We start from the raw sequence: 12630 nt of genomic DNA on the forward strand, positions 1-12630 counted from the left end.
CAAACATCACGGAGGCTACTCATGGGCAAGGCTTTACAGATTCGCGTCTCTGCCGTGACATGGAACGAAGACCTGCTTGAAAAGCTGTGGCCCAAACTCACAGAGCTTGCCTTCAGCGTACCCATCAAGCACGAAAAGCACGGCGTTCTTGAAATGGTGCGCGCCCTCGGCGACGGCCTGCAGTTTTTGCCCTGGTCCGAAGCCAGGCGCAAGGCCATGGGTCCCGGCATTGAAGAAGCCGTGCGCCTCAAGCAGGCACTGGAAGCGGCGCTGGCCGACTGGCAGCCCCGTGAGGCCAATATTTTAAGTGACAAACTTGAAGACGTGCTGGATACTCTTGAAAAGGCCTTTGTGGCCTGAGATATCCGGAACAAGCAGTATTATCGGAGACTTTCACATGCTTAATAAAGTCATGATCATCGGCCGCCTGGGGCGCGACCCCGAATTGCGCTACACCCAGAGCGGCTCGCCTGTGGCTAGCCTCAATATAGCCACCGACGAATCCTATACCGACCGCGACGGCAACAAGGTGGACCGCACCGAATGGCATCGCGTATCCGTTTTTCAGCGCCAGGCCGAAAACTGTGCCAACTACCTGACCAAAGGCAGCCTTGTGTACGTGGAAGGTAGCCTGCAGACTCGCAAATGGCAGGATCAGCAGGGGCAGGACCGCTATACCACAGAAATCAAGGCCCAGCGCGTGCAGTTTCTTGACCGCAAAGGCGATGCCCCGCGCGGTGAAGGCGGCGGCGGACGCGGCTATGAGGACGATTACGGCGCTGCTGCGCCCCGCGGCAATGCCCCCCGTGGCGGCCAGGGTGCTCCGCGCCAGCAGAGCCAGGGCAACCGCAGACCTGCGGATGACGACCTTGGCCCGGCCTTTCCTTCTGAGGCCTCCAATATGGATGAAGTCCCCTTCTAGAGCATTCAGCCTTTGAGAATATACGTTCTTAAGGTTAAGGCACGCTCTTACGGCGGACGGCAGATCACGCAGCCATCGGCGCAATCTGCCTTTGAGCGCAGCCATGCACAAAGGGTTACGGTGTCCCGTCCGGCGTTGGCAGCCCCAGACCGTTGTACCCGCCTTTTCAGGCAGCCCCGCACTCGGACCATCGCCAGAGCGCCACAATAAAGCCGTTCCAGGCTGCCGCTCTCTTCCCTTCTGTTTTACACGCCTGCCGCACGGCATATGCAACACGTGCTCCAGCTCTCAGGACTGGAGCACGTGTTGCATTGAAGCGCACTGTTCTTCCTACGGCTTGGCGGCCTCCGGCTTGCCACAGCCAACGCACTGACGGCACGGCTGCGGGCAGGCAGGATATAATATGCACTGCCGCTGGCTACTGCCCCCATTTGCCAACAGCCTCACAAGGCTGCTGGCCCCCCAGACATGATCTGCCTGCTTACATCAACAGATTCGGGCCATTGCACCCTGCCGCCGTGCGCACAGGCCTTTGCCCCTGCGCGAAAGAAACGCGGCAGGCGCGGCTTCCCTGAAAAAGCGATGCGGCAACAGTCCGTCTTTTCAAATAATCTTTTCATCCGCGTTTTAAAAAGCGCCCTCCATGAGATTGCGAAAAAAAGCGCCATCGAACTTTTGAGGGCAGCTATCAGCAGACAGAGGCAAGTTAATCCTGTCTTCGGCGATTGCGGCAAAACCATGACAATATAGTTTTAATACAATAAAATAAACATATTATACGAAGCATCTTCATACTATGACATTTATTGTTCATATAAAAATCCCTTTATCTGTACTATTTTTCTCCATCCGGACAAATGACAAAACAGAGGCAATGTGCGTTTTTTTCAGCCGGGGGGCTTCTCTTTTTTAAAAACATGCCGTAAGATGGTATTTATGTTTTTTGGCTTTAACAAAGGCCTTTTCGCATTTTCGCATGTTTGAAAGTCAGGAAATTTTGCGAGAGGTAGTTGACTTTTTGTTAGATTATTCACAAGATGGATTTCGAAAGAAGCCCTCCCCATTCCGGCTGTGCGTGCTGCCGTTGCGGGAGGCTGTCATAACCAAAACACGGAGGATTTCGCGATGTCCAAGTTGGTAGCTCCTCACGGCGGTAAGGGTCTGGTCTGTTGCCTGCTTGAAGGCAAGGCCCTGGAAGATGAAAAGAAAAAGGCCGCTGGCCTCAAGCAGATCGAAATTTCTTCCCGCGCCAAGGGCGACCTCATCATGATGGGCATTGGCGGCTTTTCGCCTCTGAACGGTTTCATGAACAAGGCCGACTGGAAGAGCGTGTGCGAAAAAATGACCCTCACCGACGGCACCTTCTGGCCCGTGCCCGTAACCCTTGACGTCTCCGCTGCCGAAGCCAAGAGCATCAAGGCCGGTGAAGAAGTGGCCCTGGTCCGCAAGGGCGAAGTCATGGCCACCATGAAGGTCGAAGAAATCTATGAAATGACCGAAGCCGACAAAAAGATGGAGTGCGAGCTGGTCTTCAAGGGCGAAGGCCCTGACTCTGAAAAATTCTGGGAAGTGGCCCCCGAAGACCATCCCGGCGTGAAAATGGTTCTGGCCCAGAAAGAATACAATATCGCCGGTCCCGTCAAAGTGCTCTCGCAGGGCGAATTCCCCGAGAAATTCCCCGGCGTGTACATGACCCCCGCCCAGCTGCGCGCCAAGATGGACGAACGCGGCTGGCAGAAGGTTGCCGCCCTGCAGCTGCGCAACCCCATGCACCGCTCGCATGAATACCTTGCCAAAATCGGCGTGGAAGTGTGCGACGGTGTGGTCATCCACTCCCTGGTCGGCTCCCTGAAGCCCGGCGACATCCCGGCCGAAGTGCGAGTGAAGTGCATCGACACCCTGGTGGACAAGTACTTTGTGAAAGACTTTGTCATCCAGGCCGGCTACCCCCTGGACATGCGCTATGCCGGCCCGCGTGAAGCCCTGCTGCACGCCACCTTCCGTCAGAACTACGGCATCAACAACCTGCTGGTGGGTCGCGACCACGCCGGTGTGGGCGACTTCTACGGCATGTTTGAAGCCCAGGAGATCTTCCGCAAGATGCCCACCCCCGCAGATTCCGGCAAGCGCCTGCTCTGCGAACCCCTGAACATTGACTGGACCTTCTACTGCAAGAAGTGCGACGGCATGGCCAGCATGCGCACCTGCCCGCACGGCAAGGAAGACCGCGTCATCCTGTCCGGCACCAAGCTGCGCAAGATGCTTTCTGAAGGCGCGGATGTACCGGATCACTTTGGCCGCGATGAAGTGCTCGCCATCCTGCGCGAATACTACTCCGGTCTTACCGAAAAAGTCGAAGTCAAGATGCAGCGTGCCGCCTCTGGTTCCACCATGTAGGGTTGCCGCAGTCACAACGCGAAAGGACGTCCGCAAGGGCGTCCTTTTGTTTTGCCCTGCATGCCTTGCAGCCACACCATGCTTTACCTGAAGGCAAAAAAAGCCTATAGAGGCATGATACATTCAGGATACAGGACTCGTGCCGCGGCTGCCGCCGCCGCGCGGTCCGGTCCGTTTCTTTGCAAGTTCCGGCGGCGCGCCCGCCAAACCCATATTACAGGTGGTTCATGAACCGATCCCACGAAATCGTTACCGGCGCTCTGCTTCTTGCCCTGCTGGCCGCGGCATTTTGCGTATGGAGCGCCCTTGGCAACGAAGTAAATCTGTGTGTGACGGCAGGCTGCTCCCTGTACCAGGACAGCACCGTGGCGGGCATTTCGCTGTGGTGGATCGGGGCCGGCGTTTTCGCAGTCCTGTGCTTTCTGGCCCTGCTGGGCGCCGCCCACTGGGGCCGCACGCTGGCTGCGCTGGCCCTGCTGGGTGATGTGGGCCTGCTGCTGGTCATGGCGCTTACCGCACCCTGCATAAGCTGTCTGGTGGTGGCGGTTTTCTTTGTGCTCACCTATATGAGTTTTCGCCAGGCAGCCACGGCGCGCAGCCGCTCGGGCAAGGCGGGCCGTTCCCTCCTCGTGCTGGTGTGGGGTCTGCTCTTCATCATCAACCTGGGCGCTGTGGCGCGGTCACAGGCCACTGTGTGGCCCATTACCGACAACCACGACAGCGCCACGGTGCGCATGTTCTTTTCGCCGTCCTGCTCCAGTTGCCGTGAGGGCGTGGCCATTCTTTCCGGACATGTAGACGTGGCCTTCTACCCCCTGGCCGAAAACGATGCGGACGTGTACCGTGTGGCGCAGATGATCCGCCTGCTGGACCAGGGCGACAGCATGGCCGAGGCCATGACCCGCTCGCAGGATGCGACCGCCCCCGGGGGCCTTGGTTCGTGGAGTCCGGATATGATATGGCTGCGCTTCCGTATGCTGCGCAACAAGGCCCATGTGTTCGTATCCGGCGCGCAGACCGTACCTTTTTTTGAATATCACGGGCTGCCCTCCATGCTGGTCAAGCAGGGCAAAAACACCGGCCCGCGCGGATCCGGCAGCAATGCTGCCCCGACCGGCGGCTTTTCGGGCATGCCGGGAACCGGCCAATGGCAAGGCCAGCCGGGCGGCACGAACGACGCCCTGCCGCTGGAGCCGCAAATTGCGGGCCAGTGCGGCGGCCCTGCCCCCTGCCCGGAATAGGCTGCGGGCGCAGATTTGCGCCTGCCCGGACGCTGCCGGGCAAAAAGCCTGCCGCAAGCTGGCAACAGCCATGGCAGGCCGGCCCCGTGAGGGGCAACGACGGGGATATCTGAAAAAAGGGAGCGGCTCCGCAGCAGACAGCATAACGCCTCTGCTGCTGAAATAAAAAGCGGCCACACATGCTCCAACATACGTTTGGACTACGCAATTGGACCAAACCCCGAACACCGTGTAAGCAGAACGCGGCATTGTGCAAAAAAGTGCGCAAGTGCTGCTGTCCGGCTGCAAAGGGGCTTGACGCCCTTTGCGCTTCCCCTTTATATGAAACAGCCTTATCCGTAAGGCGCGAGGGCGGGATGAAAGCACAGGAATTGTTCAGAAAGCACAAAAGTGAAATTGTTCGCCTTTGGGCCGAGGAGGTGTTTGACACCTACCCTTTTGAAACGACAGGTTTTTTGCGTACACGCAATGATCCTTTTGCCAATCCTGTCGCCCATATGACCAAAGAAGCGGCCGGTGCACTATATGACGCCATGGCCGGCGAGCATGTTGATCCGGGGCAGACCAAAAAAGCCCTTGAACGCTTTATCAGGCTGCGCGCGGTGCAAAAATATGCTCCCAGCCAGGGATTGGGCGTGTTTTTTCTCATGAAGCCCATTCTGCGCACGCATCTTTTGCCCGAGTTCATAGCTCTGGGCGATACGGCCCCCTATATGGAAGCCGAATCGCGCCTGGACAGTCTCACCCTGCTGGCCTTTGATATGTATACTGAGGCCCGCGAGGTTGTGGCCGACCTGCGCATAACAGAAATTCGCAACCAGTACGCCCAGCTGGCGCGCTGGGCGCAAAAGCTGGAAGGCGGCCCTTCGCATCCTGCGGATTAACGCTGAACCCCGCACCTCCCGCCCGCGTCATGCCTGGCGGGTCTTTGGAGCGTGCGGCCCAGGCATTTCTCAATATCCCGTGGTGGGCTTTTGAGGCAACTTTAGTGGAAGTGAGGTAGGGAATGTTCAATTCATTACTGCTGGTGCTGCTCATAGGAGCCATCGCCTGGGCGGGAGCGGCCATAGGGCTTGCACCTCTGTTCGGCGTTGTGCTGCCTTATGTTGCAGTCGTCGTTTTTATCGTCGGTGTTATCTGGCGCATGGTGTACTGGGCCAAATCGCCAGTACCCTTCTCCATCCCCACCACCGGCGGCCAGGAAGTTTCGCTTGACTTCATCAAGCCCAACCGGCTCGACAGCCCCAGCAACACCTGGGACGTCGTGCGGCGCATGTTTCTGGAAGTATTTTTCTTCCGTTCGCTGTTCCGCAACACGGTTGCCGATGTGCGCGAAAATGACCCCATCAGCAACGGGCCGCGCACCATCTATTTTTCCTCCAAGTGGCTCTGGGTGTTTGCCCTGCTGTTCCACTACTGTTTTCTGCTGGTTTTCATCCGCCACTTCCGCTTCTTTATGGAGCCTATCCCGTCCTGTATTTCTTTTCTGGAAACCATCGACGGCATCATGCAGGTTGGTTCGCCCCGCTTTTTCATGACCGGCGGGCTGGTACTTGTAGGCGTGCTTTTTCTGCTTGGCCGCCGCATTTTCGACCAGCGTCTGCGTTACATCTCGCTGTTCAACGACTATTTCCCGTTGTGGCTTATCATCAGTATCATCAGCTCCGGCCTGTGCCTGCGCTATTTCGATAAGACCGAAATAGCCCAGGTCAAGATTTTCGTCATGGGCCTCACGCATTTTGCGCCCGTGTCCACTGCAGGCATCAACGCGCTTTTCTTCACCCACCTTACTCTGGTGTGCGTACTGCTGATTTACTTCCCCTTCTCCAAGCTCATGCATATGCCGGGCGTGTTCTTCAGCCCCACGCGCAATCTGGCCAACAATTCCCGCCGGGTGCGCCATATCAACCCCTGGAATCCGCCCAAGCAGTACTTCACCTACGCCGAGTACGAGGATACCTACCGCGAAGCCATGGCTGAAGCCGGGCTGCCGCTGGAAAAGCAACCCGAAAAGGCCGCCGAGTAAGGAGTCTTCATCATGGCAAAATTACCTACACCGCAAATGCTTGTCGCCAGCCGTCCGGACTTTCCGGCCGAAGACTGGCTTGACGTCAAGCCGGAGTTCACGCCGGGCAGTTTTTGCTATCCGGCCAAAAAAGAAACCATGGAACTGCTGCACATGCCCAATCCCCATGAGTGGGATCCGGCCGCAGAAGACTGGAATCTGCCCGAAAACTGGGAAGAAATCCTGTGCGATGCCTTTGCCGACAGGCTTGAGAAGCACCGCTCGCTCAAGCTCTTTATGGACATCTGTGTGCGTTGCGGCGCCTGTGCCGACAAGTGCCACTTCTTCCTCGGCACCAACGACCCCAAGAACATGCCCGTGCTGCGCGCCGAGCTTCTGCGCTCGCTCTACCGCCGCGATTACACCATGCTGGGCAAGCTTCTTGGCAAAAAGGTCGGCGCCCGCGGCTGGGACATGTCCGTTGTCAAGGAACTGTACTACTACGCTTACCAGTGCACCGAGTGCCGCCGCTGTTCGCTCTTCTGCCCTTACGGCATCGACACGGCTGAAATCACCGCCATCGTGCGCGAACTGATGCACGAGGTAGGCCTTGGCACGCACTGGATCATGGACCCGGTGAAAAACTGCAGCTTCACGGGCAACCACCTGGGCATCCAGCCCCACTCCTTCGTGGAAATTGTGGAAATGCTGGCCGATGACTGCGAAACCATCACCGGCATCCGCCCCAAAACGCCCTTCAACGAAAAGGGCCGGGAAATCCTGTTCATCACGCCCTCGGGTGACGTGTTTGCCGACCCCGGCATCTACACCTTCATGGGCTACCTCATGCTCTTCCACGAGCTTGACCTTGACTACACATTCTCGACCTATGCTTCTGAAGGCGGCAACTTCGGTTCCTTCACCTCCTTCAACATGGCCAAGAAGCTCAACGCCAAGATGTATGCCGAAGCCGAGCGTCTGGGTTCCAAGTGGATTCTGGGCGGCGAATGCGGCCACATGTGGCGCGTGATCAACCAGTACATGGATACCTACAACGGCCCGTCGCCGGCTAATATGGAAATCCCCGTGTCGCCCATCACGGGTACGGTGTTCAAAAACGCCGCCTCCACCAAGATGGTGCATATTGCGGAATTTACGGCCGACCTGATTCACCACAACAAGCTGAATCTGGATCCCAGCCGTAACGACCATATCATCACCACCTTCCATGACAGCTGCAACCCCGCACGCGCCATGGGTCTGCTGGATGAACCGCGCTACGTGCTGAATGCCGTGTGCAACAACTTCCACGAAATGCCCGAAAACACCATCCGCGAGCAAACCTTCTGCTGCGGCGCCGGTTCGGGCCTGAACACCGAAGAAATCATGGAACTGCGCATGCGCGCCGGTATGCCCCGCGGCAATGCCCTGCGTTTTGTGCAAGAAAAATACGGCGTCAACCACATGGCCTGCGTGTGCGCCATCGACCGCGCCACCCTGCCTCCGCTTGCCAACTACTGGGCGCCCGGCGTCAATGTGAGCGGGCTGCATGAACTGGTGGGCAACGCCCTTGTCATGAAGGGCGAGTGCAAGCGTACCATGGACCTGCGCCAGGAAGATCTGCCCAACGTGGCGGATGATGAGGATGCGCCCGAAGCGCAGGGGGAGGGCCAATAAATGTATAACGCCAAAGCAGTTATCGTCGGAATCGTCATCTTTGTGGCCCTGTTTACCTCCCCTTTCTGGTTGAGCATGATGGGGCAGGACTATAAGAGCACAGGCATTGAGCTGCCCAAGGGCGAAAAGGAATGCATCGAGGACGTGCAGTTCATGCGCGACCAGCACATGCGCCTGCTCAATGAATGGCGCGATGAGGCCCTGCGCAAGGAAAACCGCGTTTATGTGGCCACCAGCGGCAAAAAATGGACCATCAGCCTGCAGAATACCTGCTTGAAGTGCCACAGCAACTACAAGGAATTCTGTGAGAAGTGCCATACAGCCAACGGCGTTGATCCGTATTGCTGGACTTGCCACATCATTCCCCAGGGGAGCAAGTAATGAACAAGAGCAGAAGAAGCTTTCTGAAAGTGGCGGGCTTTTCGGCCTTTGCCCTTACCAGCGGCATGGCTGCCCTGTCTGGCGTGGCCCAGGCGCAGATTGCCCCCGGCAAGTATGAACGCGCGGCCAACGCCCTGCACGCCAAGCGCTGGGGCATGGTTATCGATACGCGCCAGTTCAAGGGACCTGAAGACTACAAGCCCCTGATCGAGGCGTGCCACAGCTACCACAACGTGCCGCACATTCCTGATAATCAGGACATCAAGTGGTTCTGGCTGGACAGCTACGCCCATGTCTTCCCTGACGACATGAACGCGCACCTGAACACGCACACCCGCGAATCCATGTACCCGCTTTTGTGCAACCACTGCACCAATCCGCCCTGCGTACGCGTGTGCCCCACTCAGGCCACCTACAAAATGGACGACGGCATTGTTGCCATGGATTACCACCGCTGCATCGGCTGCCGGTTCTGCATGGCGGGCTGTCCCTACGGCGCACGCTCGTTCAACTTCAAGGACCCGCGCAAGTTCCTGGCGGACCCTGTGCCCAATCCCGAGTATCCCACGCGCATGATAGGCGTGGTCGAAAAATGTACCTTCTGCGCCGAGCGCCTGGCCGTGGGCCAGATGCCCGCCTGCGTTGAAGCAGCCAATGGCAAAATTCTTTTCGGCGACCTGGAAGACCCCAACTCAACGGTGCGTCAGGCTTTGGCCACCAACTACAGTATTCGCCGCAAGCCCAGCCTGGGCACCCAGCCCGGCGTTTACTACCTCATTTAGGGAGAACAGGCCATGCTTGAAAAATTGCTCGACGGTCCCAAGACCTTCTACATGTGGCTGCTCTTTCTGCTCGTCGTCATCGCGGGTTGCGGCCTTGTGTATCTGGATCAGTTGTACAACGGTCTCTCCGTCACCGGCCTGAGCCGCGACGTTTCGTGGGGACTGTATATTTCGCAATTCACCTATTTCGTGGGTGTGGCGGCCTCAGCTGTCATGCTGGTGCTGCCCACCTACTTCCATCACTACAAAAAGTTCAAGCGCATGATCATTTTCGGCGAATTCATGGCCGTAGCGGCCGTGGTCATGTGCGCGCTGTTCATCGTGGTGGATCTGGGCCAGCCCCAGCGCATGCTTAACGTCATGCTCCACCCCTCGCCCAATTCTGTCATGTTCTACGACATGATGGTGCTCATCGGCTATCTTGGCCTCAACATCATCATCGGCTGGGTCACCCTTGAGGCCGAAAGGCACGAAATTGACCCGCCCAAATGGATCAAGCCCCTTATTTACCTGTCCATCCTGTGGGCTTTCTCCATTCACACGGTCACGGCCTTCCTGTACGCGGGCATCCCCGGCCGCCATTACTGGCTCACCGCCATCATGGCCGCCCGCTTCCTGTCGTCGGCGTTCTGTTCCGGTCCCGCCATCCTGCTCCTGCTCATGATGGTGCTGCGCCGCCTGACCAGCTTTGATCCCGGCAAGGAAGCCGTAAAAACCCTGACCACCATCATCGTTTATGCCATGTGCATCAACGTATTCTTCTACCTGCTGGAAATCTTCACCGCTTTCTACAGCGGCATTCCCGGGCATGAAGAACCCATCCACTTCCTCTTCTTCGGTCATGGCGGACACCTGACCTGGGTGAGCTACTGGATGTGGGGCGCCGTAATCATGGCCTTCGCCTCGCTGGCCCTGCTTATTCCGCCCAAACTGCGCGAAAATGCCAACGTGCTGCCCATCGCGCTTATCATGCTGGTGCTGGCCTCGTGGATCGACAAGGGCCTCGGCCTGCTGGTCGCGGGCTTTACGCCCAACATGTTTGAAGCCTTCACCCCGTACATGCCCTCGGCCAAGGAAATTGCCGTTGCGCTTGGCGTGTACGCCATCGGTGCCCTGGTACTCTCCCTGCTGTGGAAGATTGCCCTCGGCGTCAAGATGGAAGTAAACCAGATGCACGACTAGAGCGTTGCATGACGCGGACGTCTATTCCGTCCGCACGGAACCGGTAACCATTTTTAATGCCAGCCTGTTCCAATCCCGGCCAAGGCCGGCCTGGTTTTCATAAAATAAAGCCCCCGTGCGGATATGTCCGTGCGGGGGCTTTCATATATACCCACATTGTGATAAAATGCACTTATTGACTTGCATCATTGAACATATACAGACGACGCGAACAATTCTGCCGGCGCAACAGGCAAAAATACAGCACACGCCGAAACACACAGGCTTTGTGCTGCATAACGGCAAGCACAAACAAAAAAACATTGCCGCTTGGCCCTCCCCCAAAGGGTAGCCCCGCGGCTGCACAACAAGGCGACATGCTTGACTTTCATAGGTCTCAAAAGGCATAGTGCAGGTCATTGCCGCCATTCTTTTGCAAGGAGATCAAGATGAAGCAAGCGCTCAAAGACGCCATAACCATTTGCAAAACATTTTTGCGCAACGGTTATGACGCTCATGTCATCAACGCCCCCTTGCAGGAACATCTGCTCGAAAGGGCCGGTCAGTTGGCTGTAGATATTGCCTGCGAACCGGATATGGACACGCTGTTCAAACTTTTCCCCAAGGCACAGGCCGCGCCTGAAAAACGCGCTCTGGCCATTATGGAAGAAAACGGCGTCACCTACCGTTTTTATCCCCTTGAAGTGGCCGCGGCGGGGCATCCCGAGCTTTCGCTGATCAAGATCACCCCCACCATGATTGACCTCATGAGCCATGAAGAGCGCCTCAAGCTGCGCCTTACGGGCTTCAGTACCCCCGAATACACGGGCGATGTATACGATGGCTTTGAGGATATCAAAAGCGGGGCCATCTGCCTGACCGGCCTGCCCGATGAAACCCTGCGGCACGACTACCTGCTGGCCGTGCGCGCGCTGCGCTTTGCCGCCAACTTTGACCTGCCCATCGAACCCAATACCTGGCTCGCCATTGTGCGCGCCTCGAGCCGTGTGCTGGACTACGTCCCCGCCACGGACATTATGGACGAATGGCGCAAGGTTGCTGCCGAAAACATGTACCGCTTTGTGCGCCTGCTGTTTGACGCCCACATTCTTCAGGGCCTTATCCCCGAAGTGGCGGCCCTTTCCTGCCTGACCCAGATGCGCAATAAAGAAGGCGACACCGAAAATGTTTTCGAGCATACCCTTGAGTGCATGAAGTGTTACCCCGAAGAAGACTTCCATTACGACTGGCTCGGAACCATGGCCATGCTTTTCCATGATGTGGGCAAGCTGTACACCGGTGAATACTATGACGGCCAGTGGACCTACTACCAGCACCACCGCGTGGGGGCCAAGGTCACACGCAAGATTCTGCGGCGACTGCACTTCGCCCAGGAAGATATCGACCTGCTCTGCCACCTGGTGCGCAACCACATGCGCTTCCATTTCATGATGACCGACCGCGGTATTCGCCGGTTCAAGGCGCTGGACGACTACCCCCGCCTTATTGCCATGGCCCGGGCCGACCTCAAGGCGCGTGACGGCATTCCCACGTCGTTCAACCACAATATGAAGTATCTGGACCGCGCCGAAACACCGGAACAGATGCTGGAACCCCTGCTTAACGGTAATGAAATCATGAGCGAAACCAAGCTTTCGCCCGGTCCGCAGGTGGGGATTATCCGCGATGCACTGCTCAAGGCCCAGATTGCCGGGGAAGTGACGGACCTGGAATCGGCCGTGAGTTTTGTGCGGGAGTATGCGAGAAAATCTGTGGGTTAACTGGCGGGAGTAGTCGCAGTTAGTGCAGGTTACTGTTGAGGCCGGCCCTGAAATATGGGGCGGCCTTTTTTATTTACTTTTTGGTGTCTGCCCACGAGGGCAGGCGACAACAACTCTTGTTTGCCGCTATATTTTGCTTTTCCACCAGATTGATTTGGATGCGGCCGGCGGGTACGGGAACTTTCCCTTGTCCTTTATTTGGGCCGCCTGCGCGGCGGGCGGCAGAAGGCGTACCAAACGGAATCAAAACGCAAACCCTCAGACCGCAAACATACCCCCATCG

12 protein-coding genes are annotated in these 12630 nt (G+C 57.3%); all 12 read left to right on the forward strand.

Features of this window, described 5'->3' with window-relative positions:
• Positions 1–21 precede the first annotated feature (21 nt).
• The gene (locus ACZ495_RS09305; protein WP_012624096.1) at positions 22–360 is read left to right on the forward strand and encodes a hypothetical protein; all 339 of its coding nucleotides are present in this window, start codon (positions 22–24) and stop codon (positions 358–360) included.
• A gap of 37 nt (positions 361–397) precedes the next feature.
• Positions 398–922: a single-stranded DNA-binding protein gene (locus ACZ495_RS09310; RefSeq protein WP_394026371.1), complete on the forward strand. Its 525-nt coding sequence runs from the start codon at positions 398–400 to the stop codon at positions 920–922.
• Positions 923–1390: 468 nt separating this feature from the next.
• Entirely contained in the window at positions 1391–1672 is a 282-nt protein-coding gene (locus tag ACZ495_RS09315; protein ID WP_394026373.1) for a hypothetical protein, read from the forward strand.
• 375 nt (positions 1673–2047) lie between these two features.
• On the forward strand, positions 2048–3319 hold the full coding sequence (gene sat / locus ACZ495_RS09320) for a sulfate adenylyltransferase (protein WP_012624094.1): 1272 nt from the start codon (positions 2048–2050) through the stop codon (positions 3317–3319).
• Positions 3320–3546: 227 nt separating this feature from the next.
• Positions 3547–4560: a hypothetical protein gene (locus tag ACZ495_RS09325; protein ID WP_464262118.1), complete on the forward strand. Its 1014-nt coding sequence runs from the start codon at positions 3547–3549 to the stop codon at positions 4558–4560.
• A gap of 356 nt (positions 4561–4916) precedes the next feature.
• Positions 4917–5444: an RsbRD N-terminal domain-containing protein gene (locus ACZ495_RS09330; protein WP_012624092.1), complete on the forward strand. Its 528-nt coding sequence runs from the start codon at positions 4917–4919 to the stop codon at positions 5442–5444.
• A gap of 122 nt (positions 5445–5566) precedes the next feature.
• Complete coding sequence (dsrM, locus tag ACZ495_RS09335; protein WP_012624091.1) at positions 5567–6586, forward strand: sulfate reduction electron transfer complex DsrMKJOP subunit DsrM; 1020 nt, start codon at positions 5567–5569, stop codon at positions 6584–6586.
• Between the two features lie 12 nt (positions 6587–6598).
• Entirely contained in the window at positions 6599–8242 is a 1644-nt protein-coding gene (gene dsrK, locus ACZ495_RS09340) for a sulfate reduction electron transfer complex DsrMKJOP subunit DsrK (protein WP_012624090.1), read from the forward strand.
• Entirely contained in the window at positions 8243–8623 is a 381-nt protein-coding gene (dsrJ, locus tag ACZ495_RS09345; protein ID WP_012624089.1) for a sulfate reduction electron transfer complex DsrMKJOP subunit DsrJ, read from the forward strand.
• Entirely contained in the window at positions 8623–9405 is a 783-nt protein-coding gene (gene dsrO / locus ACZ495_RS09350) for a sulfate reduction electron transfer complex DsrMKJOP subunit DsrO (RefSeq protein WP_012624088.1), read from the forward strand. The genes dsrJ and dsrO overlap by 1 nt, the downstream gene beginning before the upstream one ends.
• Before the next feature lie 12 nt (positions 9406–9417).
• On the forward strand, positions 9418–10587 hold the full coding sequence (gene dsrP / locus ACZ495_RS09355) for a sulfate reduction electron transfer complex DsrMKJOP subunit DsrP (RefSeq protein ID WP_012624087.1): 1170 nt from the start codon (positions 9418–9420) through the stop codon (positions 10585–10587).
• A gap of 428 nt (positions 10588–11015) precedes the next feature.
• Positions 11016–12347, forward strand: coding sequence for an HD domain-containing protein (locus ACZ495_RS09360; protein ID WP_012624086.1), 1332 nt, complete (start codon positions 11016–11018; stop codon positions 12345–12347).
• The last annotated feature ends 283 nt before the right edge of the window (positions 12348–12630 follow it).

Source organism: Desulfovibrio sp. GTC20076 (assembly GCF_055385905.1).

Bases quoted from the DNA above. Each gene is read 5' to 3' on its own strand.
- ACZ495_RS09305 (WP_012624096.1), top strand. From the start codon at position 22: ATGGGCAAGGCTTTACAGATTCGCGTCTCTGCCGTGACATGGAACGAA.
- ACZ495_RS09310 (WP_394026371.1), top strand. From the start codon at position 398: ATGCTTAATAAAGTCATGATCATCGGCCGCCTGGGGCGCGACCCCGAA.
- ACZ495_RS09315 (WP_394026373.1), top strand. From the start codon at position 1,391: ATGATCTGCCTGCTTACATCAACAGATTCGGGCCATTGCACCCTGCCG.
- sat (WP_012624094.1), top strand. From the start codon at position 2,048: ATGTCCAAGTTGGTAGCTCCTCACGGCGGTAAGGGTCTGGTCTGTTGC.
- ACZ495_RS09325 (WP_464262118.1), top strand. From the start codon at position 3,547: ATGAACCGATCCCACGAAATCGTTACCGGCGCTCTGCTTCTTGCCCTG.
- ACZ495_RS09330 (WP_012624092.1), top strand. From the start codon at position 4,917: ATGAAAGCACAGGAATTGTTCAGAAAGCACAAAAGTGAAATTGTTCGC.
- dsrM (WP_012624091.1), top strand. From the start codon at position 5,567: ATGTTCAATTCATTACTGCTGGTGCTGCTCATAGGAGCCATCGCCTGG.
- dsrK (WP_012624090.1), top strand. From the start codon at position 6,599: ATGGCAAAATTACCTACACCGCAAATGCTTGTCGCCAGCCGTCCGGAC.
- dsrJ (WP_012624089.1), top strand. From the start codon at position 8,243: ATGTATAACGCCAAAGCAGTTATCGTCGGAATCGTCATCTTTGTGGCC.
- dsrO (WP_012624088.1), top strand. From the start codon at position 8,623: ATGAACAAGAGCAGAAGAAGCTTTCTGAAAGTGGCGGGCTTTTCGGCC.
- dsrP (WP_012624087.1), top strand. From the start codon at position 9,418: ATGCTTGAAAAATTGCTCGACGGTCCCAAGACCTTCTACATGTGGCTG.
- ACZ495_RS09360 (WP_012624086.1), top strand. From the start codon at position 11,016: ATGAAGCAAGCGCTCAAAGACGCCATAACCATTTGCAAAACATTTTTG.